The organism is Microbacterium sp. NPDC055988, from assembly GCF_042269505.1.
Taxonomy (GTDB): Bacteria; Actinomycetota; Actinomycetes; order Actinomycetales; family Microbacteriaceae; genus Microbacterium.
This window is the reverse complement of the sequence record NZ_JBHJXY010000001.1, coordinates 1,855,847-1,882,292: the sequence shown is the minus strand read 5'-3', so window position 1 is coordinate 1,882,292 and position 26,446 is coordinate 1,855,847. Positions and strand designations below refer to the sequence as shown.

At 68.5% G+C, this 26,446-nt stretch carries 22 protein-coding genes and 1 tRNA gene; 5 read left to right on the top strand and 18 right to left on the bottom strand.

All coding sequences use genetic code 11. From position 1 onward, the window contains the following. The first annotated feature begins 59 nt into the window (after nucleotides 1-59). Entirely contained in the window at nucleotides 60-1,457 is a 1,398-nt protein-coding gene (locus ACFC14_RS09000) for a rhamnulokinase family protein (protein ID WP_376103188.1), read from the top strand. Nucleotides 1,458-1,550: 93 nt separating this feature from the next. On the opposite strand, the gene rhaS is transcribed toward ACFC14_RS09000, so the two are convergent. From rhaS to ACFC14_RS08980, 4 genes are read right to left on the bottom strand one after another with little or no spacing between them, the layout of a single operon-like run. Further along, nucleotides 1,551-2,594, bottom strand: a complete 1,044-nt coding sequence (rhaS, locus tag ACFC14_RS08995) for a rhamnose ABC transporter substrate-binding protein (RefSeq protein WP_376103186.1) — start codon at nucleotides 2,592-2,594, stop codon at nucleotides 1,551-1,553. Between the two features lie 55 nt (nucleotides 2,595-2,649). After that, complete coding sequence (locus ACFC14_RS08990; protein ID WP_136040954.1) at nucleotides 2,650-3,702, bottom strand: ABC transporter permease; 1,053 nt, start codon at nucleotides 3,700-3,702, stop codon at nucleotides 2,650-2,652. Beyond that, nucleotides 3,699-4,727, bottom strand: coding sequence for an ABC transporter permease (locus tag ACFC14_RS08985; protein ID WP_376103183.1), 1,029 nt, complete (start codon nucleotides 4,725-4,727; stop codon nucleotides 3,699-3,701). Before ACFC14_RS08985 ends, ACFC14_RS08990 begins: the two co-directional genes overlap by 4 nt. Then, entirely contained in the window at nucleotides 4,724-6,253 is a 1,530-nt protein-coding gene (locus ACFC14_RS08980; protein WP_376103181.1) for a sugar ABC transporter ATP-binding protein, read from the bottom strand. The genes ACFC14_RS08985 and ACFC14_RS08980 overlap by 4 nt, the downstream gene beginning before the upstream one ends. A 148-nt stretch (nucleotides 6,254-6,401) precedes the next feature. On the opposite strand from ACFC14_RS08980, the gene ACFC14_RS08975 reads away from it, so the two are divergent. Further along, on the top strand, nucleotides 6,402-7,409 hold the full coding sequence (locus tag ACFC14_RS08975) for a LacI family DNA-binding transcriptional regulator (protein WP_215068028.1): 1,008 nt from the start codon (nucleotides 6,402-6,404) through the stop codon (nucleotides 7,407-7,409). An 88-nt stretch (nucleotides 7,410-7,497) separates the two neighbouring features. On the opposite strand, the gene ACFC14_RS08970 is transcribed toward ACFC14_RS08975, so the two are convergent. The 9 genes from ACFC14_RS08970 to serS all read right to left on the bottom strand — a co-directional run bounded on the left by ACFC14_RS08970 (nucleotide 7,498) and on the right by serS (nucleotide 17,273). Further along, the gene (locus ACFC14_RS08970) at nucleotides 7,498-8,445 is read right to left on the bottom strand and encodes a carbohydrate ABC transporter permease (RefSeq protein WP_376103178.1); all 948 of its coding nucleotides are present in this window, start codon (nucleotides 8,443-8,445) and stop codon (nucleotides 7,498-7,500) included. Next, complete coding sequence (locus tag ACFC14_RS08965) at nucleotides 8,442-9,407, bottom strand: carbohydrate ABC transporter permease (RefSeq protein ID WP_376103175.1); 966 nt, start codon at nucleotides 9,405-9,407, stop codon at nucleotides 8,442-8,444. The genes ACFC14_RS08970 and ACFC14_RS08965 overlap by 4 nt, the downstream gene beginning before the upstream one ends. Before the next feature lie 6 nt (nucleotides 9,408-9,413). Continuing rightward, nucleotides 9,414-10,784 (bottom strand): ABC transporter substrate-binding protein, encoded by a 1,371-nt coding sequence (locus ACFC14_RS08960; protein ID WP_376103172.1) that lies wholly within the window; start codon nucleotides 10,782-10,784, stop codon nucleotides 9,414-9,416. 42 nt (nucleotides 10,785-10,826) lie between these two features. Next, complete coding sequence (locus tag ACFC14_RS08955) at nucleotides 10,827-12,467, bottom strand: glycoside hydrolase family 13 protein (RefSeq protein ID WP_376107146.1); 1,641 nt, start codon at nucleotides 12,465-12,467, stop codon at nucleotides 10,827-10,829. 177 nt (nucleotides 12,468-12,644) lie between these two features. Then, nucleotides 12,645-13,649, bottom strand: coding sequence for a LacI family DNA-binding transcriptional regulator (locus ACFC14_RS08950; protein WP_376103170.1), 1,005 nt, complete (start codon nucleotides 13,647-13,649; stop codon nucleotides 12,645-12,647). 63 nt (nucleotides 13,650-13,712) lie between these two features. Then, a complete protein-coding gene (locus ACFC14_RS08945; protein WP_376103167.1) occupies nucleotides 13,713-14,960 on the bottom strand; it encodes an LCP family protein in 1,248 nt (415 codons plus the stop codon). A 50-nt stretch (nucleotides 14,961-15,010) separates the two neighbouring features. Beyond that, nucleotides 15,011-15,095, bottom strand: a tRNA-Ser gene (locus tag ACFC14_RS08940). 43 nt (nucleotides 15,096-15,138) lie between these two features. Then, nucleotides 15,139-15,960: an HAD family hydrolase gene (locus tag ACFC14_RS08935; RefSeq protein WP_376103164.1), complete on the bottom strand. Its 822-nt coding sequence runs from the start codon at nucleotides 15,958-15,960 to the stop codon at nucleotides 15,139-15,141. Beyond that, entirely contained in the window at nucleotides 15,957-17,273 is a 1,317-nt protein-coding gene (gene serS, locus ACFC14_RS08930; protein ID WP_376103161.1) for a serine--tRNA ligase, read from the bottom strand. Before serS ends, ACFC14_RS08935 begins: the two co-directional genes overlap by 4 nt. 99 nt (nucleotides 17,274-17,372) lie before the next feature. On the opposite strand from serS, the gene ACFC14_RS08925 reads away from it, so the two are divergent. After that, nucleotides 17,373-18,371: a diacylglycerol/lipid kinase family protein gene (locus tag ACFC14_RS08925; protein ID WP_376103159.1), complete on the top strand. Its 999-nt coding sequence runs from the start codon at nucleotides 17,373-17,375 to the stop codon at nucleotides 18,369-18,371. A 109-nt stretch (nucleotides 18,372-18,480) separates the two neighbouring features. Here ACFC14_RS08925 and ACFC14_RS08920 read toward each other — a convergent pair whose 3' ends face one another. The 3 genes from ACFC14_RS08920 to ACFC14_RS08910 all read right to left on the bottom strand — a co-directional run bounded on the left by ACFC14_RS08920 (nucleotide 18,481) and on the right by ACFC14_RS08910 (nucleotide 20,986). Then, the gene (locus tag ACFC14_RS08920) at nucleotides 18,481-19,209 is read right to left on the bottom strand and encodes a hypothetical protein (protein ID WP_376103156.1); all 729 of its coding nucleotides are present in this window, start codon (nucleotides 19,207-19,209) and stop codon (nucleotides 18,481-18,483) included. Nucleotides 19,210-19,265: 56 nt separating this feature from the next. Further along, nucleotides 19,266-20,726: a cardiolipin synthase gene (cls, locus tag ACFC14_RS08915; protein WP_376103153.1), complete on the bottom strand. Its 1,461-nt coding sequence runs from the start codon at nucleotides 20,724-20,726 to the stop codon at nucleotides 19,266-19,268. An 86-nt stretch (nucleotides 20,727-20,812) separates the two neighbouring features. Continuing rightward, the gene (locus tag ACFC14_RS08910) at nucleotides 20,813-20,986 is read right to left on the bottom strand and encodes a hypothetical protein (protein ID WP_167381640.1); all 174 of its coding nucleotides are present in this window, start codon (nucleotides 20,984-20,986) and stop codon (nucleotides 20,813-20,815) included. 112 nt (nucleotides 20,987-21,098) lie between these two features. Here ACFC14_RS08910 and ACFC14_RS08905 point away from each other — a divergent pair, with 112 nt between their 5' ends. Continuing rightward, nucleotides 21,099-22,223, top strand: coding sequence for a DUF4192 family protein (locus tag ACFC14_RS08905; protein ID WP_376103150.1), 1,125 nt, complete (start codon nucleotides 21,099-21,101; stop codon nucleotides 22,221-22,223). A 17-nt stretch (nucleotides 22,224-22,240) separates the two neighbouring features. Here the strand turns inward: ACFC14_RS08905 and lysS are convergent, their stop codons facing one another. Then, a complete protein-coding gene (lysS, locus tag ACFC14_RS08900) occupies nucleotides 22,241-23,773 on the bottom strand; it encodes a lysine--tRNA ligase (RefSeq protein ID WP_376103148.1) in 1,533 nt (510 codons plus the stop codon). A 79-nt stretch (nucleotides 23,774-23,852) separates the two neighbouring features. On the opposite strand from lysS, the gene ACFC14_RS08895 reads away from it, so the two are divergent. Beyond that, nucleotides 23,853-25,739 carry a DUF2207 domain-containing protein gene (locus tag ACFC14_RS08895; protein WP_376103145.1) on the top strand — a complete coding sequence of 629 codons (1,887 nt, stop codon included), beginning with the start codon at nucleotides 23,853-23,855 and terminating at the stop codon, nucleotides 25,737-25,739. A gap of 13 nt (nucleotides 25,740-25,752) precedes the next feature. Here the strand turns inward: ACFC14_RS08895 and ACFC14_RS08890 are convergent, their stop codons facing one another. Then, complete coding sequence (locus tag ACFC14_RS08890) at nucleotides 25,753-26,445, bottom strand: DUF2520 domain-containing protein (RefSeq protein ID WP_376103142.1); 693 nt, start codon at nucleotides 26,443-26,445, stop codon at nucleotides 25,753-25,755. Between the last annotated feature and the right edge of the window lies 1 nt (nucleotide 26,446).

Sequence of the window (26,446 nt, the reverse complement as noted above, 5' to 3'; positions counted from 1 at the left end):
CACGTCGCCTGGCCGTGCACTCGAGCGGATGCCGTGCACTCGACGAGCGGAGGACGCCGATGAGCGTCCGAGCAGTCGTCGCCGTCGACCTCGGCGCCACCAGCGGGCGCGTGATGATCGGGCGGATCGGAGACGGGCGGCTCGACCTCGAGCTCGTGTCGCGGTTCCCGAACGGACCGGTCGAGCGCGAAGACGGACTGCATTGGGACTTCGACGCCCTGTACGAGCACGTCGTGGCTGGACTCGCCGAGGCCGTCCGCCGCGAACCGCGTATCGAGAGCATCGGCATCGACTCGTGGGCCGTCGACTACGGCGTGCTGAAAGACGGTGCGCTGCTCGCAGAGCCTTTCCACTACCGCGACGAGCGCTCTGCTCGCGGCGTCGACGAGGTGCACGACATCGTCCCGTTCGCCGAGCTGTATCAGCGCAACGGACTGCAGTTCCTGCCGTTCAACACGCTGTATCAGTACCGCGTCGACGAGCGCCTCGCCGAGGCCGACACCGCGCTCCTCATCCCCGACCTCATCGCTTTCCTGCTCACGGGCGTCGCGGCGGCCGAGCGCACGAACTCCTCGACCACCGGCCTGCTGAGTGTCACGGACGGCGAATGGGACACGGCGCTGACCGACCGCCTCGGCATCGCCACCCGCATCCTGCCGCGGCTCGTCGACCCCGGCACGACGATCGGCGTTCTCCGCCCGGAGCTCGCCGCCCGCATCGGGGCCGCCCTGCCCGTGATCGCGGTCGGCTCGCACGACACCGCATCGGCCGTCGTGGCCGCTCCCCTCTCCAGCCCTGCCTCCGCGTACATCTCGTGCGGCACGTGGGGCCTGGTCGGGGTGGAACTCACGCAGCCGGTGCTGACGGATGCCGCGCGCACCGCGAACTTCACCCACGAACTCGGCGTCGACGACCGTTACCGGTTCCTGCACAACGTCACGGGGCTCTGGCTGCTCAGCGAGACGGTGCGCGCTTGGGAGGCCGAGGACGGCGGGGCCATCGATCTGCCGGAGCTGCTCGCTGCGGCATCCGAGGTCTCCGGCGACGTGCCCGTGTTCGATGCCGACGACCCGTCGTTGAGCGCGCCCGGTGACATGCCGGGACGGATCGCGGCGCTCCTCGGCGACCGCGCCCCGAAACCGCGACCGGCGTTCGCGCGTTCCATCGTCGAGTCGATCGCCGCGGCGTTCGCTCGCGCGGTCCGGACGGCCGCCGATCTGTCGGGCCGCGAGCTCGACAGCATCCATCTCGTGGGCGGCGGATCTCTCAACCGGCTGCTGTGCCAGGCCACCGCCGACCGCACGGGCCTGCCGGTGCTCGCGGGCCCGGTCGAGGCGACGGCCCTGGGCAACGTGCTCGTCCAGGCGCGCGCTCTGGGCGCCGCGCCCGCATCGCTCGAGGAACTGCGCGCCGTGGTCGCGGCGACGCACACGCCGGCTCGCTTCGACCCCCGCTGACCCGCACCGACCCGCGCTCCCCGGGGGTCCCCGCCGCGTTCCACACGAAGAGGGCGCCGGAGCCGAAGCCCCGACGCCCTCTTGCGACGCGACTCAGAAGTCGAAGTCGCCGATGTTGTCCGCGTCGAACACGAACGGGTCGCCCAGCAGGACAACGCCGTCTGCGCCGACCTCGTACTCGCCGAGGTCACCCGCCTCGAAGGTGTCGCCTTCCTTGCCGGTGATCTCGCCCTCGACGAGCGCCTTGGCCGCGAAGGCCGACAGGTAGCCGAGGTCGGCCGGGTTCCACAGTGCGAACGAGGTGACGGTGCCGTCCTCGACGTACTCGCGCATCTGGTTCGGCGTACCGAGTCCCGTCAGGGCGACCTTGCCCTTGTAGTCCGACGTCGAGAGGTAGCGCGCCGCGGCCGCGATGCCGACCGTGGTCGGTGAGACGATGCCCTTCAGCTCGGGGTGGCTTTGCAGGAGGGCCGCCGTCTTGTCGAACGAGGTCTGGTCGTCGTCGTCGCCGTAGACCGTCTCGACGATCGTGATGTCGGGGTAGTCGCTCGCGACGTACTCCTTCATGAGCTCGATCCAGGCGTTCTGATTCGTGGCGTTGGCCGATGCCGACAGGACGGCGATCTCGCCCGCGCCGCCGATCTGCTCGGCGATCTGGTCGATCTGCACCTTGGCGATGCCCTCGGAGTCGGCCTGGTTGATGAACAGGTCGCGGCATTCCGGGTTGGTGTCGGAGTCGAAGGTGACGACCTTCACTCCCGCATCCCGTGCCTCGTTGAGCGCGTCGCAGATGGCCTTCGGGTCGTTCGCCGAGACGACGAGCGCGCCGACCGCCTGCTGCGTGGCGGTGTTGATGTAGCTCACCTGGGCGTCGGGGGTGGCCTCGGCCGGGCCGACTTCGGCGAACGTGCCGCCGAACTCCTCGACGGCCTTCTTGCCGCCCTCGCTGGAGGTGTCGAAGTACGGGTTGCCGAGGTTCTTGGGCAGGAACGTGATCGACAGGTTGTCGGATCCGCCGCCCTCTCCGGAGCCTGCGTCGCCCGACCCGCTGCCGGTGTCGGCGCAGCCGGTCAGCACGAGCGCTGCGGCGACGGCCACGGCGGCGAACGCCGAGACCCTCTTGCGTGCAAACGTCATTGTTCTTCCTTTCGTGATGATCACCGCAGGCGGATGCCGACGGCGAGAGGCTGCCTCATGGTGCGGGAGAGGCTGCGACGCGGGGTGGTGGTCCAGCCTTCGCACGGACGCGCTGCGCCCAGGCGAGGACGCTGGCTGCGACGACCGAGAAGATCAGCAGGCCACCGGTGATGATGTTGATGACGTCGGAGGTGACGCCGGCGAGACGGAGCCCGCTGCCGAGCACCCCGATCAGGAGCACCGCCGCGACGACGCCGTGCAGGTGACCGCGGCCGCCGAACACCGATACCCCGCCGAGGACCACGGCGGCGATCACCTGGAGCTCGAGCCCGGTGGCGTTGTCGCCGCGGGCACTGCCGAAGCGCAGTGTGTAGAAGATGCCGGCGAACGCCGCGACCACACCCGAGAGCATGAAGAGGATGAACTTCGTCCGCTCGACGTGCACTCCGGAGAATCGGGCCGCGTCCTTCGAGAGTCCGATCGCGTAGATGCCCCGGCCGAACGGAGTGAAGTGCAGCATCACGACGAAGATCGCGAGCAGGATCAGGAACGGGATCACGATGTAGGGGATCGTGGTACCGGCGATCTTGGCCTTCGCCAATGCCGTCCACATCTCCGGGAAGTCGGTCACGGCAGTGGTCCCGAGCAGGCCGACAGCCAGTCCGCGGAACAGCGCCAGGGTGCCGATGGTGACGGCGAGCGATGGCAGCCCCACGACCGTGACGAGGAAGCCGTTGAACGCTCCGCCGATGACGCCGACCGCGAGCGCGGCCAGCGCGGCGACCTCGAACGGCGCACCCGATTCGGTGAGCACACCCGTGACGACGCTGGCGAGGCCGACCATCGATCCGACCGAGAGGTCGATCTCTCCGGTGATCATGACCAGGGTCATCGGCAGGGCGATCAGCAGGATCGGCGCCACGTCCAGCAGCAGGTAGTTGACCGTGATGGGCTGCGCGAACCCGCGGATCGACACGGCGGACACGAGCACGACCAGCACGAGCAGGCCGATGATGGCGAACTCGCGGTTGATGAGGATGCGCCGCCACAGCGGCTGGTCGTAGTCCCGGATCACGCGGACCCCCGAGGTGGTGGTGGTCGTGGTCATGATTCGTCCCTTGCCTCGATGAGCTGCCGTCTCTGTCGTACGGCGAGCAGCCGGTCGAGCACGATCGCTCCGATGATGAGCACACCCACCACGGCGCGCTGCCAGAAGTCGGGGATGCCGAGGATGGGCAGGGCCCGGTTGATGGTCATCAGCAGCATCGCGCCGATCGCCGCACCCCAGACGGAGCCGACGCCGCCCGTGATCGCGATGCCGCCGATGACGGCCGCACCGACGGCATCCAGCTCCCAGCCTGATCCGACCTGCGAGCTCACGGACCCGTACCGCGTCACGTAGAAGACACCGGCGAGTCCCGCCAGTGCCCCGGAGAGGACGAATGCGCTGAGCACCCGGCGGGTGGTCTTCAGGCCGTAGAGCTCGGCGGCTGCCGGGTCGGAGCCGATGGCGTAGTACTCGCGGCCGCCGCGAGTGTTGCGCATGTACCAGGCGGCGAGCGCGAGGACGATGATGGCGACGATGGAGAGCACCGGGATCGTGAGGATCTGCTGGGTTCCCAGGCGCAGGAAGTCCTTCGGCAGATCGGAGGGGTGCACCTGGTCGCTGCCGGTCCACAGCACGTTGATGCCGCGGTAGGCATACAGCGTGCCGAGCGTGATCACCATCGCCGGCACCTTGGCGAAGGCCACCAGCGCACCGTTGACCAGGCCCAGAAGGGCGCCGAAGATCACGGCGGCGATGACCACGATCGGGATCGGGATGCCGGGGACGTCGATGAAGAGCCGTCCCGTCAGGAAGGCGGTGAGCCCCATGACCGAGCCGACCGAGAGGTCGACGTTGCGGGTGATGATGACGATCGCCTGTCCGACCGCGACGAGCACGAGGATCGACGGAGTCAGCAGCAGGTCGCGCCAGCCGTCGGCGCTGAACAGGAAGTTCGGGTTCTTCACGGTGGCCGCGATGACCACCAGGACGAGGGCGGCGAAGATGCCGAGTTCGCGCGCGCGACCGATGCCGCCGGGCTTCTTCGCGAAGGTGGGAGCGGGTGTCGCCAGTGCCGTGGTGCTCATGCGTGCTGCTCCGATGCGTGCGTGGCGGCGAACATGACGTTCTCGCTGGTGGCGTCCTCGCGGTCGAGTTCGGCGGTGATCCGGCCCTCGCGCATGACGAGCACCCGGTCGGCCATCCCGAGCACCTCGGGGAGCTCGGACGAGATCATCAGGATCCCCATCCCCTCACCCGCCAGCTGCGAGAGCAGCCGGTGCACCTCGGACTTGGTGCCGACGTCGATCCCTCGGGTCGGCTCGTCGATGATGAGCACTCGCGGATCGGTGGCCAGCCACTTCGCCAGAACGACCTTCTGCTGGTTACCACCGGAGAGCGTCGATGACACGGTGTCGAGGGCGTGCGTCTTGACCTCGAGGCGAGACGCCCAGACCTTCGCCGCACGGTTCTCCATGCCGGTGGTGATCAGGCCCCACTTGGCGAGATTGCGGCGGATGGCGAGCGTGATGTTGCCGCCGACACTCGCATCGATCACGAGGCCCTGCTTGCGACGGTCCTCCGGGACGAGGGCGAGGCCGCTGCGCATCGCGGCGGTCGGACTGCGGCGCGGAACACCGACCCCGAGCATCCGCACCTCCCCCTCGCGGTAGCCGTCCACGCCGAACACGGCGCGGGCGACCTCGCTGCGGCCGGCGCCGACGAGTCCGGCGAGTGCGACGATCTCGCCCGCGCGGACCGTGAAGGAGATGTCATGGAAGACACCGGGGCTGGTGAGCCCGCGCACCTCGAGGAGCGGATCGCCGATCTCGGCCTCCTGCTTGGGGAAGAGCTCGGTGACGTCGCGGCCGACCATCTGCCGAACGAGGTCGTCGACCGTGGTCTCGGCGATGGGCGTCGTGTCGATGTAGGCGCCGTCGCGCATCACGGTGACGGTGTCGCACAGGTCGAACACCTCGTCGAAGCGGTGCGAGATGAACAGGATCGCGCGGCCCTCGTCGCGCAGGCTCCGCGCGACCGCGAACAGCCGATCGACCTCGACCCCGCTGAGCGCCGCGGTCGGCTCGTCCATGATCAGCACGCTGGCGTCGAGGGAGATGGCCTTCGCGATCTCGATGATCTGCTGGTCGGCGATCGAGAGGCCCTCGGTGATGCGGTCGGGGTCGAGCGCGACGCCGAGGCGGCGGAAGATCTGATCGACCTCGGTGCGCATGGCCTTGCGATCGATACGGCCCAGGGCTCCCGTCGGCTGCCGTCCCATGAAGATGTTCTCGGTGACGGAGAGGTCGGGGAAGAGCGTCGGCTCCTGATAGATCACCGCGATGCCCGCGGCCTTCGACTGGGCCGTGCTCGTGAAGTCGACGTCTTCGCCGTGCAGACGGAAGTCGCCCGAGTCGCGGCGGTAGAGCCCGGCCATGATCTTCACGAGCGTCGACTTGCCGGCGCCGTTCTCGCCGATGAGGGCGTGGATGGACCGCGCCTGCAGCGTGAGGCTTCCGGAGCGGAGCGCGATCACGGGTCCGAAGGACTTCACGACACGGTGCAGCTCGAGCGCTGTGGGGGGAGCACTGCGGACGGGTGCTTCGTCGACCACTGGCTTTCCTCTCCGTTGAGGGGGATGATGTTCGGAATGAATCAACCTGAATCGATTCAGGTAGGTTTCAGGCTAGTGTATGTGATGCGGGCCGCAGGTCAACCCCTGATGCCCGAACCGTGATCCACCCGACGACGAGAGGACGGACGTGCCGGTCAGCATCCGCGATGTCGCCCTCCGCGCCGGGGTGTCCGTCGGCACCGTCTCGAACGTCCTCAACCGTCCGGAGGAGGTCTCCAGCGATTCGGTGGCACGCGTGAGCCGCGCGATCGAGGAACTCGGGTACGTGCGCAACGACGCCGCGCGGAAGCTGCGCGCCGGCATCAGCACGACCGTCGGCTTCGTGGTCCTCGACGGGCAGAACCCGTTCTACAGCGACGTGGTGCGCGGAGCCGAGGACGAGGCGTCCAGCCACGGCATCGCGATCCTCTACGGCAACACCGACGACGACCCGTCTCGCGAGAAGGTGTACCTCGACCTCTTCCGCGAACAGCAGGTGCGCGGTCTCCTGATCGCTCCCTACGGCGATGTCATGACGCAGCTGCGCCGCTTCCGCGCCAGCGGCATCGCGACGGTGCTCGTCGACAGGTTCAGCGCCGACAGCGGATTCTCATCGGTCTCCGTCGACAGCGTCGCGGGAGGGCGGCTGGCGGTCGAACACCTGATCGAGGCGGGACGACGACGCATCGCCTTCGTCGGCGGCCCCTTCGACATGCGCCAGGTCACCGACCGGCTCGCCGGGGCGCGCGCCGCCGCTGAGAACGCCTCGGTGCACGTCGACCTCGAAGTCGTGCCCACCTCGGCTATGACGGTGGAGGAGGGGGCTGCCGCCGGCGCGAAGCTGCTCACCCGCCCGCGCCGCGAATGGCCGGACGCACTGTTCGCCGCGAACGACCTGCTGGCGCTCGGCCTGCTGCAGTCGCTCGTCGCCGGCGGGCGGGTGCTCGTCCCGGACGAGATCGCGCTGATCGGGTTCGACGACATCCCCTTCGCCGCCGCCGCCGCGGTGCCGCTCTCGTCGATCCGCCAGCCCAGTCGGATGATCGGCCGCACCGCGCTGCGCATCGTGCTCGAAGAGGCCTCCGACCCCGAGAGCATCCCCCGGCAGACCGTCTTCCCGCCCGAGCTGATCGTGCGGCGCTCGACCACCGGCTGACCCGAGACCCCGCTTTCGTGTCGAGACCCCGCCCTGTCTGCGCAGAAAAGACGGGGTCTCGACGCGAGTCGGGGGTCTCGCGAGGGCGTTACCCCTTCACCGCTCCCCCGAGGCCGGCCGAGCGCAGGAACACCGACTGGAAGAGCAGGAACATCGCGATGGGGATCAGTGTGGCGATCGCGAGAGCCGCGAGGAACACATCGAGCTCGGTCTGCGACTGCACGGCCGGCAGACGGACCGACAGCGGCTGCACCGACGGATCCGGCAGCACGAGCATGGGCCAGAGGTAGTCCTTCCAGGCGGCGATGATCGCGAACACCGACACCACGCCGAGGATCGGCTTCGACATCGGCAGCACGATCGACCAGAAGAGCCGGAAGGGCCCGGCGCCATCGGTGCGCGCGGCCTCGAACACCTCGCGGGGAAGACTGTCGAAGAACCGCTTGACCAGCAGGATATTGAAGGCGTTCGCCCCCATCGGCAGCCACACCGCGAGGTAGTTGTTGAGCAGGCTCACGTCTCCCAGCAGCGGCGGGTGCACGATCGTCAGGTACAGCGGCACCAGCAGCACGATCCCCGGGATGAACAGGGTCGCCAGCACCAGGGCGTTCAGGATCGGCGCGTACTTCGGCTGCAGCACCGAGAGCGCGTAGCCCGCCGTCGTCGCGATGAACAGCTGCACGAACCAGGCGCCGAGCGCGATGATCACCGTGTTGAAGAAGTACTGGTCGATGTGGATGTCGTTCCACGCGGTCGACAGGTTCTCCCAGTCCATGCCGTTCGGCCACAGCGCGAACGGCTGCTGCAGAGTGTCCTGCGTCGGGGTGATCGCCGACTTCGCCAGCCACAGGATCGGGCCGAGACCGGCGACGACCAGACCGAACGCGAGGAACACGTGCGTGAGGGACATCCCGACGCGGATGCCGGGGCGACGGCGCTCCGAGTCGGAGATGACCGTGCGATCGCCGAAGAGGTCGGCGGCCTTCTCCGCCGCCTTCTCGGCAGCACGGGTCGAGAGGCGGGTGGTGAGGCTCACGTCGTGCTCCAACGGTCGGTCAGCTTGAAGTACAGCCAGGAGAGCAGAGCGAGGACGATCGCGAGCAGCACCGAGACGGCCGTCGCCTCGCCGTAGTCGCCGCCCAAGCTGTTGCGGAATGCCTTGTCGTAGATGTACAGCAACACGGTCTTGGTCGCTCCGGCAGGCCCACCCCCGGTGAACAGGAACGGTTCGAGGAAGACTTGCGCGGTGGCGATCACCTGCAGGATCAGCATGATGAAGAGGATGCCGCGGAGCTGCGGCAGCGTGACGTGCCAGACCTTCTTCCAGATGCCGGCACCGTCGACCTCGGCCGCGTCGTAGAGCTCGGGCGGCACGCCGAGGAGAGCGGCCAGGTAGATGATGATCGACCCGCCGGCTCCCGCCCACGTGGCTTCGAGCACGAGCGACGGCATGGCTTGCACCGCGTCCTGGATCCACGGCTGCGGCGGGATGCCGATGAAACCGAGCACGGTGTTGAACACGCCGGACGGGTCGGCGCTGTAGAAGAACTTCCACAGCAGCACCGCCACCACGGGCGGGATCACGACCGGGAGGTAGGCGAGGGCCGAGTAGATGCCCTTGCCGCGGCGCACCTCGCTCATCAGCACGGCCATCAGCAGCGGCAGCGGGAACCCGAAGAGCAGCGCGAGCACGGCGAACCACAGCGTGTTGATCACGGCGCGACCGAGCTCGGGGTCGCCGATCACCGCGAGGTAGTTGTCGAACCCGACCCATTCGGAGACGATCAGGTTCGTCTTCTGCAGGCTCATGATCACGGACTGCACGATCGGCGACCAGGAGAAGAACACGAACACGAACAGCATGGGGAGCACGAACAGGAGGTTCGCGAGCCCGCCGCCGCGGAACCATGTGAGCGGCGAGCGGCGACGGGAGGTGCGCACAGCGGGCGGCGGAGAGTCCTCCACCGCCGCCCGCTGCTCGGGGAGCGTCATCGTCATGAAGTGTTACTCGTCGAGCTTCGCCTGCGCATCGGTCTGCACTTGGGCGAGCAGGGCGTCGATGTCTGCGTTCTGATCGGTCAAGACCGTCTGCACCGCGGTGTCGAGGAGCGCGTACACCTCCTGCGTCTTCACCTTCGGCTCACCGACCGGCGTCTGGTCCCAGATGCGGTCGCTGAACGGCGCCATCTGATCGACCGGCACATTGATGTAGTCGGCGATCCACTCCTGCGACTCGTCGTACAGCTCGCGGCTCAGCACCGGGAGCAGCGGGGTTCCGACCGCCTGGCCGGACTCGTTCAGGGTCTTCGCGTCGAGGACCGCCGCATCCTCGTCCATCAACTTCTGCATGTAGTACCAGTCGATCCAGGTGACGCCGGCGGCCTTTGTCGCCTCATCCACCGTGGGGCTGATCACGGCGATGTCGCCGCCGCCGAGCGTGCCGGGGTCGTCGCCCTCCATCGGGACGACCGTCATGCCGTAGATCGCCGAGTCCATGCCGAAGTCACGCACGAGCGCGGTGTAGATGTCGGAACCCGAGGTGTACATGCCGATGTTGCCGGCCGCGAACTCCTGGTTGATGGTTCCCCAGTCCAGGTCGACCTTGGATCCGAAGGCGTTGTCCTCCCACTTCACGTCGTGCAGGAACTGCAGGGCGGCCTTGGTCGCGTCGTTGTCGATCGTCGACTCGGCCGTGCCGTCGCCATTGTCGGTCTGCGTGCGGCCTCCGCGCGCCACGGTCTGCGAGGTCAGCTGCCACCCGCCGGTGTTGTTGATCGCCATCTGCGCGTAGCCGGCCTTGCCCGTGGCGTCCGTGATGGCCTTGGCCGCCTCGCGGATCTCGTCCCACGTCTCCGGCGGGTTGTCGGGGTCGAGCCCGGCCTGCTCGAACAGGTCGCGGTTGTAGTGCAGTGCGGCCGCATACGCCTGGCGCGGGAAGCCGTAGATCTTGCCGTCGTCGCCCGTGACGCCGTCGAGGATGATCGGGTTGAACTTGTCGGTGTAGCCGAGCTCGTCGATGGCGTCGGTGACGTCCATCAGCTGGCCGTTCTCGAGCAGCGTCTTGGAGTCGGTGAACGGCACGGTGAAGACGTCGGGCAGGCTTCCGCCGGCGAGCTGCACGGCGAAGGTCGGCCCCTCCCATTCGTACTCGACGCCCACGATGTCGATGTCGGGGTGCTCCTTCTCGAACTGCTTCTCCTGTTCGGCGAACGCCTCATAGGCGGCAGCATCCGCTCCCGGGGGGAACGTCGCGACGCGCAGCTCGGTCTTGCCGTCGGCACTGTCGTCGCTCCCGCTCGACGTGCAGCCGGCGAGCGCGCCGACCGTCGTGAGCACGGCGACGCCGGCGACGAGAGCTTTCATCGGTGACTTCATTGTCTGTGTCCTTCCATGTGGTGCTGATCGGGTGGTGCAGGGCTAGTCGGTCGCTCGCGGCGCGACCGCCGACGGGCGGAGCGCGAGCCAGGCGGTGGAATCAGGGGGCAGCGCACCGTCGAGCGGGGCGCTGGAGAGGAGCACCTCGTGATGCGCGGGGAGAGGCACCGGCACGACACCCAGGTTGGTGATGCTGACGGTTCCGTCGCCACGGCGGAACGCGAGGACGTCCGCTCCGAGTTCCAACCACTCCAGGTCGCTCCCGGTGAAGTCGGCGATACGTGTGCGCAGGGCGATCGCCGCGCGGTACAGGTTCAGAGTCGAGGAGGGGTCGGCGTCCTGCGCCTCGACGGTGAGCGTCGCCCAGTCGTCCGGCTGCGGAAGCCACGGGGTACCGCCGAAGCCGTAGGGTGTCGCTGTTCCCGCCCAGGGCAGTGGCACCCGACATCCGTCGCGTCCCGGGTCGACACCCCGGGAGCGGAAGTGCATGGGGTCCTCGATCGCATCGACCGGCACCTCCACCTCGGGGAGACCGAGCTCGTCGCCCTGGTAGATGTAGAGGCTGCCGGGGAGGGCGGCGACGAGCAGCGAGGCAGCGCGGGCCCGACGCACGCCCCGAACCGCGTCGGTCGGGGTGCCGAACCTCTTGCGCTCGAACGCGAATGACGAATCGGCCTGCCCGTAACGGGTGACCGGCCGCGTGACGTCGTGGTTCGAGAGCACCCAGGTCGCGGGGGCACCGACGGGGGCGTGCTCGGCGAGGGTGCGCGTGATGGAGTCGCGCATCGCCTGAGCACTCCACGGCTGCGTCATGAACCCGAAGTTGAAGGCGGTATGCATCTCGCCAGGGCGCAGGTAGCGGGCGAAGCGCTCCGCGTCGTCGAGCCAGACCTCTCCGACCAGCACGCGCTCGCCGTCGTACTCATCGGCTACGGCACGCCAGTCGCGGTAGATGTCGTGCAGCTCGTCGCGGTCGATGTGCGGATGCCCTGACGTCGGCGCGGTGCCGGTGGGGAGGTCCGGCAGCGTCGGATCCTTGACCGGGAGGGCGGCTGAATCGATGCGCACGCCGGCCACTCCGCGGTCGAACCAGAAGCGCAGGACGTCCTCGTGCTCGCGGCGCACGTCCGGGTGGTTCCAGTTGAGGTCGGGCTGCTGGGGCGTGAACAGGTGCAGGTACCACTCCCCCGGCGTGCCGTCTGCGTTCCGCGTGCGCGTCCACGTCTCGCCCTGAAAGCTCGACACCCAGTTCGTCGGCATCTCCTCGCCGTCCGCGCCGCGACCGGGGTGGAACCAGAAGCGCTCGCGCTCCGGGCTCCCCGGTTCCGCCGCCAGGGCCTGCTGGAACCAGTCGTGCCGGTCCGAGATGTGGTTCGGCACGATGTCGACGATCGTGCGGATGCCGTACTCGAGCGCCTCGGCGATCAGCTGCTCCGCTTCCTCCAGCGAACCGAAGCGCGGGTCGATCCGCCGGTAGTCCTGCACGTCGTACCCGCCATCGGCGAGAGGGCTCTCATACCAGGGCGTGAACCAGAGGGCGTCGACACCGAGGCTCTTCAAGTAGGGCAGCCGAGAGCGCACGCCGGCGAGATCGCCGATCCCGTCGCCGTTGCCGTCCGAGAAGCTGCGTACGTACACCTGGTAGATCACCGCCGTGCGCCACCATCCCTCGCCCGCGGGCATGGTCAGCGTGCGTGCGGGTGCAGCCGTGCGCAGAACGTCGGTGTCCACGGATCTCCTCGTCGTCGGTGGCGATGAGTCGAATGTAGCTTTTCCAAACGTTTGATGCAAGAACTAAACAGTTTGTTGGAATTTTGCAATATCTTGCGAGCGCAAGAGGCCTCCTCCGTCGGGATCAGGTCAGGTCAGCGGACCCGTCGAGGCGCGCAGCACCAGCTCGGGCTCGAACAGCAGCTCATCGCTCGGCTGGGAGGTGCCGGCGATCTGCGCGAGCAGCAGTGCGATGACGGCCCGACCCATCGACTCGATCGGCTGCCGGACCGTGGTCAGCGGCGGCTCGGTGCAGCTCATCAGCGCCGAGTCGTCGAAACCGACGATGCTCACGTCTCCCGGCACCGACAGCCCTGCGCGACGTGCGGCACGCACGGCACCGAGTGCCATCGGATCGCTCGCACACACGATGGCGGTGGCTCCGGCGGCGAAGAGTCGCGCCGCACCGGCCTGTCCCGACTCGAGGGAGTACATGCCCCGCACGACGAGGTCGTCCGACAGCGGCGCTCCGAGCTTCTCGAGCAGTCGGCGGGCGGAGTCGAGCTTGCGCTGCGAAGGCACGTGGTCTGCCGGCCCCAGCAGCAGGCCGATGCGGCGGTGCCCAAGCTGGTGCACATGCAGGACCGCCTGCTCGGCCGCGGCCGCATCGTCGGTCGAGACGGTCGCGAACTGCAGGTCGGGGACGCGGGCGTTGACGAGCACGGTCGGCAGGTTCACCTGGCGCAGCCGCTCGTAGTGCTCATGCGCGGCGTCCGCCTGCGTGTAGTTCCCGCCGAGGAAGATCACCCCCGACACCTGCTGCGCGAGGAGCAGGTCGACGTAGTCCGACTCGGTCACCCCGCCGGCGTTCTGCGTGCACAGCAGCGGGGTGTACCCGTTCTGAGTGAGCGCGCCCCCGACGATCTCGGCGAAGGCAGGGAAGATCGGGTTCTGCAGCTCGGGCAGCACCAGACCGACCAGGCGAGCGCGTTCGCCGCGCAGCTTCGTCGGGCGCTCATAGCCGAGCACGTCGAGCGCGGTGAGCACCGCCTGACGGGTGGCATCGGAGACGCCGGGCTTGTCGTTCAGCACCCGGCTGACCGTGGCCTCGCTCACACCGACCTTGCGCGCCACCTCGGCGAGTCGCTTCGACATGGGGTCAGTGTACGCAAGTTCTTGCAAGACTGCGCAAGCGGGTTGCGCCGTTGCGGTCTGGTCTCAGCGGACGTTGCCGTTGGAGCAGGTCTCCTGAGCAGCCGAGTTGCCCTTGATCGAGTCGGGCAGCGCCACGACGTTCTCCGGGGTGGCGGAGGGATCGGGCGTCGCCTCTTCGGTCGGCGCGGTCGGCTCCGTCGGCTCCTGCACGACGACACCGTCGTTGATGTTGTTCTCGTGCGTGATCTGCAGCTGCGCGTTCGCCTCGATCGCGTCCCAGAGAGCCGCGGCCGCCTCCTCGTTGGGGACGACCTTGTTCGGGTCGGCGTAATCGGCACCCGTCGGGTACTGCACGAAGACGATGTCCTCGAACGGGACGGACTTCACGGCGAGCGCGATCTGCACGAGCGTCATCGGGTTGTTCGCGAGCGACGTGCTCGCCTCGAGGTTGCTCAGCGCGGTGTTCGCCAGCTTGAGCATGACCGGAACGTTGCCCAGCACCTCGCCGCTGATCATCTTGCGGGCGAGGCTCGACATGTACTGCTGCTGATTGCCGATGCGGCCGAGGTCGCTGCCGTCGCCGACACCGTGACGGGTGCGAAGGAACTGCAACGCCTGAAGGCCCTCGACGGTATGCGTTCCCGCGGCCATGTCCAGACCGGTGTAGCGGTCCTTGATCGGGTTCGCCAGGCACACGTCCACACCCCCGATGGCGTTGGTGATCTCGATCACTCCGCCGAAGGTCACGGATGCCGCGAACTGGACCTCCTGGCCGGTGAGCTCGGAGATCGTCTTGACGACGCAGTTCAGGCCGCCGTCCGTGTACGCCGTGTTGAGTGGTTGCTTGCTCATCGCCGAGTGGACGTTGCCCTCGTCGTCGGTGCACTCCGGGATCGGGAGCATCAGGTCGCGCGGGAAGCTGACGACGGTGATCCGGCGGGGCTCCTGAGAGACATGCACCAGCAGGTTGACGTCGTTGAGCGTGCCCTCGGCATCGCCCCCGGTGCACCGGTCGCCGAAGAGGTCCTTGTACTTCTCCTCGCAGGTGTCCACTCCCGTGAGGACGAGGTTGAAGCCGCTCTCGTACTCGCCGATGTCCGGCGGGACGACCTCCTGGCCCTCCAGATCGACGGCGTTCGCCGCGACGGTGCTCGAGAAGTCGTACGCGATGTAGACGCCGACGCCGAATCCGCTGACGAGCACCACGGCCAGGCCGATCGCGATGAACTTCAGCAGCTGGCTGAGCGAGCTCGGCGTCTCCAGCTGACCGTGTCGTGCGATGGTGCGGCGGCGTCGGGGGTTGTCGCTCACTCGGACCCTTTCGGATTCAGCACCGGTGCGGGGTCACCGTGCTCACTGTGCGGAGGGTGTGGGATTCGAACCCACGAGACATCTCTGCCCACTGGTTTTCAAGACCAGCTCCATCGGCCGCTCGGACAACCCTCCTCGACAGACGCATCTGTCGACAAGGCGTGAGTCTAGCCGAGTTCTATTCTCCCGCGCTGACCTGGGCGGGCGCTGGAAGCGTGTCGAGCGCCTGCGCCAGCCCGCCGTCCTCGACATCGGCGGTGACCTCGCTCGCGGCGTCCTTCACCTCGTCGGGGGCCTGCCCCATCGCCACGGCGCGCCCCTCGAGTGCGCGCGCCCACCCGAACATGCCGATGTCGTTGCGCCCGTCGCCGGCGACCAGGATGCGCCCGCCGTCGAGCCCGAGCTCGGTGCGCACCTGCTCCAACGCGGTGCCCTTGTCGACGCCCTGCGGGGCGATGTCCAACCACGCGGTCCACCCGATCGCGTAGGAGACCTCGTTGAGGCCGGCGTCCGCGACCAGGCGGTGGAAGTCGTCCTCGTCGTGTCCGGGCGACACGACCACGATGCGGGAGACCGGCAGCGCGCCGAGTTCGTCGAAGTCGACCTGCCGTCCGCCGTCGAGCGTCCAGTCGTCGAGCTGCTCGGTGAACAGCCGCTGCCCCGAGGCGAGTTCGACCATGTACCGGGCGTCAGGAAGACGGTCGCGCAGCAGTCCGAGCACGGGAGTCGGGTCGAAGGTCTCGACGTTCCAGCGCTCCCAGTCTTCGCCGTCGCGGCGCATCGTCACGGCGCCGTTGGAGCAGATCACGTAGTCGGCCGTGAGCCCGAGCTCCTCGACGTAGCGTCGCGTGGCCATCCAGCTGCGCCCGGTCGCGATCGTCACCACGTGTCCTGCATCGCGCACGCGGGCGACGGCCTCGGGCACGCCCGGACTCATCGTCTCGTCCTGCAGCAGGATGGTGCCGTCGACGTCGAGCCCGACCAGCCAGGGGCCCGTCACCGGGCTGCCCGCCCGTCGCCGAGGGGCTGGATCACTTCGAGCCCGCCGAGGTACGGACGCAGCACCTCGGGCACGCGCACCGATCCGTCAGCCTGCTGGTGGGTCTCGAGCAGCGCGACGATCCAGCGCGTGGTGGCGAGCGTTCCGTTCAGAGTGGCGACGTGCTGCGTCTTCGCGGCGCCCTGAGCGGCAGCATCCGCCGCATCGACCGCGGGACGGTGCCGCACGTCGAGTCGGCGCGCCTGGAAGGTGGTGCAGTTCGACGTGGAGGTGAGCTCACGGAACGCCCCCTGCGTCGGCACCCACGCCTCGATGTCGTACTTGCGTGCCGCGCTCGAGCCGAGATCACCCGCGGCGACGTCGATCACGCGGTAGGCGAGCCCGAGGGAGGTGAGCATCTCCTCCTGCAACGCGACGAGGCGCAGGTGCTCCGCCTCGGCCTCTTCTGCGGTCGTGTAGACGAACATCTCGAGCTTGTTGAACTGGTGCACCCGGATGATGCCGCGGGTGTCCTTTCCGTGCGAACCCGCTTCGCGGCGGTAGCAGGTCGACCAGCCCGCGTAGCGGAGGGCGCCGTCGGCGAGGTCGACGATCTCGTCCTTGTGGTACCCGGCGAGCGCGACTTCGCTGGTTCCGACGAGGTACAGGTCGTCATCCTTGTCGAGGTGGTAGACCTCGTCGGCGTGCTCGCCGAGGAACCCGGTGCCCTGCATGATCTCGGGGCGCACGAGGGTCGGCGTGATCAGCGGTACGAAACCGTTCTGCAGGGCCTTGTCGAGCGCGAGGTTCATGAGGGCGATCTCGAGGCGCGCCCCGATGCCGCGCAGGAAATAGAAGCGCGCGCCCGAGACCTTCGCACCGCGCTCCATGTCGATCGCGCCGAGGAGTTCACCGAGCTCGAGGTGGTCGCGCGGCTCGAAGTCGAATGCGGGCACCTCGCCCACCCGTCGCAGTTCGACGAAGTCCGCTTCGCCGCCGGCGGGGACGCCGTCGATGACGACGTTCTCGATGCGGGCGAGAGCTGCGGATGCCGCCTCCGCCGCCTCGTTCGACGCGTGCTGCGCCTGCTTCACGCGCTCGGCGAGGTCCTTCGCCTGCGCGACGAGGGCGGCCTTCTCCTCCTTGGGAGCCTTCGCGACCTGCTTGCCGAACGCATTCTGCTCGGCACGCAGCTCCTCGAACGCGGAGAGTGCGGCCCGGCGCGATCGATCGGCCTCGAGTGCGACGTCGACGGTGCTCTGGTCGTTTCCACGGGCAGCCTGTGAACGGCGGACGAGCTCCGGGTCTTCGCGGAGGAGTGCGAGGTCGATCATCTCCCAAGTCTACGGTGCGGTGCCGCGGTGCCGAGCGGCCCCTCCGCCTCACCCGATCGGGGTGAGCGACCCGGCCGCGTCCCGGTTTAGAGTAGCGCCATGACCACCAGCGCCCCCGCTCTCCGACAGGCGGCGCTCATCTACAACCCGATCAAGGTCGACGGCAAGAATCTGCGCGAGACCGTTCGCGATCTGTCGCGCGAGGCCGGATGGGACCACCCGGCCTTCTATCCGACGACGATCGAGGATGCCGGGCAGGGCGCGACCGCGCAGGCGCTCGCGCGCAACGTCGATGTCGTGCTGGTCGCCGGCGGCGACGGGACCGTGCGCGCCGTCTCGGAGGCGATCGCGAACTCCGGAGTGGCATTGGCGATCCTGCCGAGCGGCACCGGCAACCTGCTCGCGCGCAATCTCGGCCTGCCGCTCGCCGATCCGGCCGAGATGATCCGTGCGGCCCTCGGCGATTTCCGCCACCCGATCGACATCGGTCGCGCGCGGCTGACCCGTGAGAACGGCGATGAGGAGGAGCACGCGTTCGTCGTGCTGGCGGGCATGGGGCTGGACGCCGACATGATCGCGAACACCCGCTCGGACCTGAAGAAATCCGTGGGGTGGATCGCCTACGTCGACGGTGCAGCCCGCTCCCTCCCCCGCGCGAAGCCCTTCCGTGCCGTGTACCAGATCGATGAGGGGCGACTGCATTCGCACCGCGCCTACAGTCTGCTCTTCGCCAACTGCGGCACGCTTCCTGCCGGCATCGCCCTCATCCCGGACGCGTCGATCACGGATGCCGCCCTCGACATCGCCGTCATCCAGCCCACCGGGGTGCTCGGCTGGTTCGCGGTGTGGCGCAAGATCTGGTGGGACAACTCCGTGCTGCGGCGCTTCCGTGCGGGTCGCCGTGTGCTCGAGCGTCGCGGCAAGAACGCGTCGGTGCACTACTTCCACGGGACCGCGGCCGAGGCCGCCGCTCCCGCACCGATCCCGATCGAGCTTGACGGCGACGAGTTCGGCACCGCCGTGCGCATCACGTGCTGGGCCGACCCCGGCGCGCTGCTGCTCGCGCTGCCGCCCGGCCACCCGGTGCACATGCTCTGAGGCGGAGCGGCGCCCGTCAGCGCTTACGTCGCTTGATCACCATCATCACGCTGAGCCCGGCCAAGAAGACGAGCGTGGCCCAGAAGATCTCCACGGTTACCCGCAGGGGTCAGCGGACCTCTACCGTGCCGTCGAGCCCGCCGCCGACCAGCGTCAGCGTGAAGGTGCCGTCGTCGTCGACCGTGTCCTCGCCGAACGCGAGCAGCGTCGCACGGGGCGCCATGTCCATCGTGCAGACCTGATTCTCGTCGGTAACGAAGTACGCGGTTCCGGTGTTTCCCGCGCCCTCGAGAGACTCGATCTGCGGCAGGCAGGTCGAAGATCCCCAGGTGAGCAGCACGAGGCCGTCGTCGTCGAGCCAGGCGGCGGAGGGCTGGAACTCGGTCGTGGTTCCCGGGGTGCCGGTGGCGGCCGGGTCACCGTCGAGGTCGACGTCGTCGGTGAGGTCGCCGTATGTCACGTTCAGGGTGATGTCCGACTTCGGGTCGACGCCCTCCGGCAGCGCGCCGAGGCTCGCCCGCGGAGCGAGATCCTTCGTGCACGGCTTCGGCGATTCGCCCTCGGGGTCGACGAGCGTCACGGTGACGGTCTGCCCCTCGGCCGTGACCTGATCGACCTGCGGCACGCACGTCGACGAGCCCACGGTGATGACGGCGAACATGCGGCCGTCGTCGAGCAGCGCGCCCTCGAAGTCGTTCTGGTCGTCGACGTCTCCCGCACCGGGAGCCGGCGAACTCGACGGGGCGTCGGAACCGGGGCCGGCGGTGCATCCCGCGACGAGGAACGCTGCGGCGATGAGGCCGACGGCGGAGGCGAGGGGACGAAGCGCAGAGGTCATGCTCACAGGGTAGCCCGCCGGCAGATCGCCCCGGTAGCCCGGACGCGCCGTGCAGACTACTGCAGGGCGGAGGTCAGGCGGGCGAGGTTGTCGAGCACGGTCGAGCGCAGCGGCTGCTGCATCCACTCCTCGAGGGTCAGCTCGCGGCTGAGCGAGCGGTACTTGTCCTCGACCTCGCGCATCTCCTTCACGAACTCCTCGCCGCGCACCAGCATCGAGACCTCGAGGTTCAGACCGAAGGAGCGCATGTCCATGTTGCTGGAGCCGATGACCGCGACTTCGTCGTCGATCGTGAGGGTCTTGGTGTGCAGGATGTACGGTTTGCGGTACATCCAGATGCGGACGCCGGCTTTGAGCAGCACCTCGTAGTAACTGCGCTGGGCGTGGTAGACCATCGCCTGGTCGCCCTCTTCCGAGACGAAGAGCTCGACGTGGACACCGCGATCGACGGCCGCGGTCACGGCGAGCAGCAGCGCCTCGTCGGGGACGAAGTAGGGGCTGACGATCATGATCTTCTTCTTCGCCGCATACAGCAGCCCGAGGAAGAGGCGCAGGTTGTTCTCGACCTCGAACCCCGGGCCCGAGGGAACCACCTGGCAGTCGAGGTCCCCCGAGCCGATGTTCGCGTGGGCGATGTCTATCCCCTCGAGCACCGTGTCGGTCTCGCTGTACCAGTCGGCGACGAAGATCGCATTCACACTCAGCACGACAGGGCCGTCGAGGCGGACCATGAGATCGACCCAGTGCAGCCCGCGCTTGATGTTCTTCGGCAGGTTGTACGTCGAGTCGGTGATGTTCTGCGATCCGAGGAAGGCGATGTTGCCGTCGACGACGAGCAGCTTGCGGTGATTGCGCAGATCGGGACGCTGCATCTTGCCCTTGAGCGGCTGCACGGGCAGCATCAGGTGCCAGTCCGCGCCCATCGCGTTGAGTCGGGCGATGGTCTGCCGGTACCGGGGCTTGCCGCGGTTGGCCCAGTGGTCGAGAAGTACCCGCACCTCGACGCCGCGCTCGGACACCTCTTCGAGCGCCCGGAAGAAGTTGTCCGTCGATGTGTCGGACTGGAGGATGTAGAACTCGACGTGCACGTAGTCCTGGGCGGTGCGGATGGCCTCGGCCATCTCGTCGAGGGACTCCTGGTAGTCGGATATCAGGTGCGCGCCGTTGTCACCCGAGAGCGGAAGCGCCCCGAGCCTCTGATTCATCTGGACGATCGGACCGAACCAGGCGGGGGCGTTCGGGCGCAGCGTCCCGAAGTGCAGGTGCTCGCTCGTCTCGGCGATGTACTCGTTGATCTGGTCCTGTTTGCGTCGACGCGCGCGCGGCAGTCGCGGGTTTCCGATCAACAGGAACAGGAAGACTCCGACGAACGGGATGAAGAACACGGCGAGGAGCCAGGCCATCGCGGCGGTGGGGCGACGATTGCGCGGGATGACGATGATCGCCGTGACGCGGATGACGATGTCGAGCACCAGCAGGAAGGCGGCGAACCACCAGCCCCAGGTCTCTGCCGTCATCGTGCACCCTCCCCACCGCGGTGACGATCACCCCGGGAGCGCGCCGATGCCGGTGCGCTGGCTTCACAGTAGCGGATGGGTGGGACTCAGACGCGCGGCGGAAGACCCCGGGCCGCGCGCTCCTCCGCCTCGATCTGGGCGTGGACCTTGCGCTCCGTGCGGTCGAAGCGGAGGATCCCGCGGAGCACGAAGACGAACACGACGCTCACTCCGATGGTCGGCAGAAGCGACCAGGCCGCGGCGAGCCAGAAGTTGTCCATCATCCCATGGTACGCGAGCCACTCCTCGTGCACATCGCCGCGCGTTCAGGTTCTGCATCCACAACCCGGCTTTCCCGCTGCTCCGAGATCGCGCTTCCGCGACACTCTCGGGATGACAACACTGCTTCGCGCCACCGATTCCGCCGCTTTCCTCGGCATCGTCCCCACTCTCGCGGGTTTCACTCCTCGTCGGAGCATTGTGTTGCTGCCTTTCCACGGCACGCGCACCGACGGGGCCATGCGACTCGATCTGCCCCCTGACGGCGCCGATATCGAGGCATATGGTGACGCTGCGGTCAGCCTCCTCGCCCGCGTCCGGGGAACGGATGCCGTCGCCGTGGTCGTATACACGGACGAGGAGCCGCAGGCCACCCGCGACGGTCTCGTCCTCCCGCATGCCGTGGCCGTCGACGAACTGCTCGGCTGCGCGGAAGACGCGGGGCTACGCATCGTCGATGCGCTCTGCGTGACACCGTCGGGATGGTCGAGCTATGTGGAGCGTGATCCGTACCTGCACCCGCTCGAAGAGATCTGCCGCCCATCCGAGGGTCCGGATGCACCTGGTATCTCGGAGGATCAGGCTGCGGGCGCCCGACTTCCGGAGGTGGATCTTGCCGAGAAGGAACGGGTGGGGAGAGCGGCACGCGAGCTCGCGGCGCTGCTCGATGAAGACGGCGAGGGAAAGGGGCGGGTGACCGGGCGGGAGAATCCGCATCTGATCGCCGCGCTCGTGCTGCTCGAAGACGTGCCCGCATTCTTCGAATCGGTGCTCTCGGCACCCGACGCCCTTCCGCCGTATGCGACTGCGACGCTGCTGTGGTGCATGGAGCGTCCTCTGCTCCGAGATGTGGCAATCGCGCAATGGGCGAGCGACCTCGCGGGAGGCCTCCGCGCGCTCGACGCGCAGACCGCGTTCGCGAAGTCGGGCGAGATGGTCCCCGATGAGCTCGGGCGACTGTTCCTGGGCCAGGGTCCGGCCCCGGACTTCGATCGGCTCCGTCTCGCGCTCTCCGTCGTCCGCGAGGCGGCAGCACGGGCACCGCGCGCTGCCCGACCGGCGCCACTCACCGCTGCGGCGTGGCTGTCGTGGGCTCTCGGCCGAGCCAGCCACGCCGCTCGCTATCTGGAGCTCGTGCGCGAGATCGACCCTCGATACTCTCTCGCCGCCCTGCTGGAGACCATGATCGCCGGCGCGATGCTTCCGGAGTGGGCGTTCCGCAGAAGCTCGGCGGCATGACCGTCGAGCTTCGAGAACTACTTGACCAGCGGGAAGAGGATGGTCTCGCGGATGCCGAGGCCGGTGATCGCCATCAGCAGACGATCGATCCCCATGCCCATTCCACCGGACGGCGGCATACCGTGCTCGAGCGCCCGCAGGAACTCGTCGTCGACCGGCATCGCCTCCACGTCACCTCGCGCGGCGAGCTTCGCCTGCGCTTCGAACCGCTCGCGCTGGATCACGGGATCGACGAGCTCGGAGTATCCGGTCGCCAGCTCGAAGCCCCGGATGTACAGGTCCCACTTCTCCACGACGCCGGAGATCGAGCGGTGCTCGCGCACGAGGGGGGACGTGTCGACGGGGAAGTCCATCACGAAGGTCGGGCGAACAAGATCACCCTTCACGAAGTGCTCCCACAGCTCCTCGACGAGCTTGCCGTGGGTGGCCTGCGGCGGCAGGTCGACGTCGCTCGCCTCGGCGAACGCGATGAGGTCCTCGACCGAATCCTGCGGCGTGATCGTGCGACCGGAGGCGGCCGAGAGCGATTCGTACATCGAGAGGCGGTCCCACTCACCGCCGAGATCGTACTCGGTGCCGTCGGCCCAGGTCACCGTCGTCGAACCGGCGACGGCGATCGCCGCCTTCTGCACGAGCTCCTGCGTGAGCGCGGCCATCTGGTTGTAGTCGCCGTACGCCTGGTAGGCCTCGAGCATCGCGAACTCGGGGCTGTGGGTGGAGTCGGCTCCCTCGTTGCGGAAGTTCCGGTTGATCTCGTACACGCGCTCGATGCCGCCCACGACCGCGCGCTTCAGGTAGAGCTCGGGCGCGATGCGCAGGTAGAGCTCGGTGTCGAACGCATTCGAGTGGGTGACGAAGGGGCGAGCGGAGGCGCCGCCGTGCTGCACCTGCAGCATCGGGGTCTCGACCTCGAGGTAGTCGTGGCTCGTGAACGTCGCACGCAGGCTGGCGTTCACTGCGGCACGGGCACGCACGGTGGTTCGCGCCTGCTCACGGACGATGAGGTCGAGGTAGCGGCTGCGCACGCGCCCTTCCTCACTGAGCTCGGAGTACGCGTTGGGAAGCGGGAGGATCGCCTTGGAGGCGATCGCCCAGCCATCGGCCATGACCGACAGCTCCCCGCGGCGGCTGGAGATGACCTCACCGTGGACGAAGACGTGGTCACCGAGGTCGACGTACTCCTTCCAGTCCGCGAGCGACTCCTCGCCGACGTTCGCGAGCGAGATCATCGCCTGGATGCGCGAGCCGTCGCCGGCCTGAAGCGTGGCGAAGCACAGCTTCCCCGTGTTGCGGCTGAACACGACACGACCCGCGATACCGACGACGACGCCCGTCTCGGCGCCGGCCTCGAGCTCGCCGTACTCCGCGCGCAGCGCCGGAATCGTGTGCGTGACCGGCACGCCGACCGGGAACGCTCCGCCGCCTGCATCCGTCCGCTTCTCGATCAGACGCTCGCGCTTGGCGAGGCGCACGGCCTTCTGCTCGTGGACGTCCTCTTCGGGAGAAGGGTCGGTCGAGGCCGATTCGGGCGCGGCAGACGCGTCAGTCATGTGGGGGCTCCTTGAAAGTCCATCCCAGTTTACCGAGGCGGCGCACAGGCGCTCGGTGCGTGCTGGGTAACCTCGAAGAATGGCCCATCCACGGATCCTCCGCGCGTTCGCTGCCCTCTCGCTCGCCGTTGGCGCGGTCGCCGCCCCCGCTACGGCCGCCGCCGACACTGCGGCCGCCGCCGCCGGATCGGGACTCGCACCGCACGTGCGCGCGTGGGCCGAGTCAGACGACGTGAACGACTTCTCTTACGCATCCTGGGATGCCGTGTACGAGGTCGGGCTCGACGATGAGGGCCGCGCGCGGATGCACGTGACCGAGACCTTGGTCGCCCGCTTCCCGGAGACCGACCAGAATCACGGCATCGTCCGCGGCCTCACGACCGCTTACGAGGGGGCGAGCACCGAGACGCGAGTGCTATCCGTGACCGATGACGACGGCCAGGAGGTGCCCTATGAGACCGACGAGGAAGACGGGCTGCTGTACGTTCTCACCGGCGACGACGACAACTATGTGCACGGGCTCACCACCTACGTGATCGAGTACGAGATGCGCGATGTGATCCTCGCGACGAAGCCGGCCGCCGGTTCCTCGACGCCGGCGGTGGACGAGTTCTACTGGAACCTCCTGCCGCTCGACAGCACGCAGCCCATCGAGCGGTTCCGCACCGACATCGCGTTCGATGAGGAGTTGGGCGCGGCGCTCACCGGCTCGACGCGCTGCTACACCGGGCCATCGGAATCCCGGGCGGAGTGCGAGCTGCGGGGCCCCCAGACCGATGGCCGCGTGACGGTGTTCGGCGTCGAGTCGGGAGAGCGTCCGGCCGGCGACGGCGTCACTGTGGCGATCGGGTTCGAGTCGGGCACGGTCACGCAGCCCCTCGCGCGCACACCCGACCCGGTCGGCGACGTCGCCCCGTTCGTCGCAGCCGCAGGAGCCGCGGGGCTGTCGGTCGGCAGCTGGTTCGCGGTGTCGGCATTCACTCGGAGACGCCGGGTGGCCACCGGAATCGTGGTGGCTCAGTACGACGTGCCGGATTCCCTGCCCCCGCTCATCGCGGCGACGACCATCACCGGAGCGAAGGACGTGATCCCCGCAGAGATCGTGCACCTCGCCGTGCGCGGAGCCCTGCGCATCGAAGAAGGCCTGGAGGCCGAAGAGCCGCGCTTGCGCCGCCTGCCGGAGGTGACCGGACCGGACGAGCTCGATGCGGAGGCGCTGGAAGCGCTGTTCCTCGACGCCGATGCCGACGGCGTGGTCGATCTGCCCGCCGCCGATGAGGCCTTCGCCGCCCGCATGACCGCTCTGCACCAGAGCGGGACGACGGCGGCGGCATCCCGTGGCTTCACCGAGAGGGTGCGCAGTCGCGGCGCCGCGATCCTGCAGTGGTGCGCGATCGGTGTCGCCCTGATCGGACTGGGTCTGGGAATCTGGGCGGCCACCAGCGGCCGTCTCTCCGCGATCCCCGCGCTCGTCGTGATGTCGATCGTGGCCTTCCTCGTGTTCCTGTCGAGCGTGTACGCCTTCTCGAAGCACACCGTCCTCACGGCCGAGGGAGCGCGCACCTCCGAGTATCTGCAGGGCGTGAAGGAGTTCATCCGCGTCGCAGACGCCGACCGTCTGCAGATGCTGCAGTCCTACAGCGGCGCCGAGCGCCGGCCGGACGGCACGGCAGACGTCATCCACGTCTACGAACGGCTCCTCCCCTACGCGATCCTCTTCGGCTTGGAAGACGAGTGGGGCGACGTGCTCGAGCGTGCGTACGCGCAGGCTCAGCGAGGCGCTTCCTGGATCGGCGACCCGGCCTCGTTCGCCCTTCGCATGCAGCTGGCGTCGTTCATGGCCTCGTCGCAGTCCGCGGCGACGTACTCCGCACCGTCGACGGGCTCCTCGTCGAGCGCCGGAGGATCGTTCGGCGGCGGATTCTCCGGGGGTGGAGGAGGCGGAGGCTTCTCGGGCGGACGATGAGCCGCCGGCACTCTCAGAGCATGGGAGGGGCGTCGGAGGCTTCGCGCAGCGCACGCTCGACCGTCGACTGCACCAGCGCCGACAGGTAGCCGCCCGGGTTCTCCACGCCGAGCTCGCGCAACCGGGCAGTCGACTGGCCGATGATCGACCGCGAGAACTCGGTGGCCGTCGCGATCGCGTCGGCATAGGCCGCTCGATCCGCCTCCGCGATCACGACCGGCTCGCACCCGATCTCCACGGCGAGCGCCTGGGCGATCGGCAGCACCGCGGCGGGAGCTGTCACCGCGGCGAACCCCGCCTGCAGCTGACGCAGGTCGATCGAGGTTCCGGTGAAGGTGATGGCGGGATGCACGGCGAGCGGGATCGCGCCTCGCTCTGCGGCCGGCCGCAGCACGTCGATGCCGTGCGCGGGATCGGTGTGCAGCACGAGCTGTCCGATCTGCCAGCCTCCGACCTCGGCGATGCCGGCCACCAGCGACGGCAGTTGCTCGGTGGGCACCGCGATGACCACGAGCTCGGCTCGACGCACGACCTCCAGCGCGTCGAGCACGGGCACATCCGGCAGCACGGCAGAGGCGCGCTCGTCATCGGAGCCGCTCGTGATCCCGATCACGGCGTGCCCTGCCCCGCCGAGCGCCGCACCGATCACCGGACCGACACGTCCCGCGCCGATGATTCCGACGCCGAGGCGTCCGTCCCGCGCCACA

Excerpts from the sequence above, each read along its gene's own strand:
- rhaS (WP_376103186.1), bottom strand. The coding sequence starts at position 2,594 with ATGACGTTTGCACGCAAGAGGGTCTCGGCGTTCGCCGCCGTGGCCGTC.
- ACFC14_RS08910 (WP_167381640.1), bottom strand. The coding sequence starts at position 20,986 with ATGGACAACTTCTGGCTCGCCGCGGCCTGGTCGCTTCTGCCGACCATC.
- ACFC14_RS08895 (WP_376103145.1), top strand. The coding sequence starts at position 23,853 with ATGGCCCATCCACGGATCCTCCGCGCGTTCGCTGCCCTCTCGCTCGCC.
- ACFC14_RS09000 (WP_376103188.1), top strand. The coding sequence starts at position 60 with ATGAGCGTCCGAGCAGTCGTCGCCGTCGACCTCGGCGCCACCAGCGGG.
- ACFC14_RS08920 (WP_376103156.1), bottom strand. The coding sequence starts at position 19,209 with ATGACCTCTGCGCTTCGTCCCCTCGCCTCCGCCGTCGGCCTCATCGCC.
- ACFC14_RS08905 (WP_376103150.1), top strand. The coding sequence starts at position 21,099 with ATGACAACACTGCTTCGCGCCACCGATTCCGCCGCTTTCCTCGGCATC.
- cls (WP_376103153.1), bottom strand. The coding sequence starts at position 20,726 with ATGACGGCAGAGACCTGGGGCTGGTGGTTCGCCGCCTTCCTGCTGGTG.
- ACFC14_RS08960 (WP_376103172.1), bottom strand. The coding sequence starts at position 10,784 with ATGAAGTCACCGATGAAAGCTCTCGTCGCCGGCGTCGCCGTGCTCACG.
- serS (WP_376103161.1), bottom strand. The coding sequence starts at position 17,273 with ATGATCGACCTCGCACTCCTCCGCGAAGACCCGGAGCTCGTCCGCCGT.
- ACFC14_RS08925 (WP_376103159.1), top strand. The coding sequence starts at position 17,373 with ATGACCACCAGCGCCCCCGCTCTCCGACAGGCGGCGCTCATCTACAAC.
- ACFC14_RS08950 (WP_376103170.1), bottom strand. The coding sequence starts at position 13,649 with ATGTCGAAGCGACTCGCCGAGGTGGCGCGCAAGGTCGGTGTGAGCGAG.
- ACFC14_RS08955 (WP_376107146.1), bottom strand. The coding sequence starts at position 12,467 with ATGCCCGCGGGCGAGGGATGGTGGCGCACGGCGGTGATCTACCAGGTG.
- ACFC14_RS08985 (WP_376103183.1), bottom strand. The coding sequence starts at position 4,727 with ATGAGCACCACGGCACTGGCGACACCCGCTCCCACCTTCGCGAAGAAG.
- lysS (WP_376103148.1), bottom strand. The coding sequence starts at position 23,773 with ATGACTGACGCGTCTGCCGCGCCCGAATCGGCCTCGACCGACCCTTCT.
- ACFC14_RS08965 (WP_376103175.1), bottom strand. The coding sequence starts at position 9,407 with ATGACGATGACGCTCCCCGAGCAGCGGGCGGCGGTGGAGGACTCTCCG.
- ACFC14_RS08990 (WP_136040954.1), bottom strand. The coding sequence starts at position 3,702 with ATGACCACGACCACCACCACCTCGGGGGTCCGCGTGATCCGGGACTAC.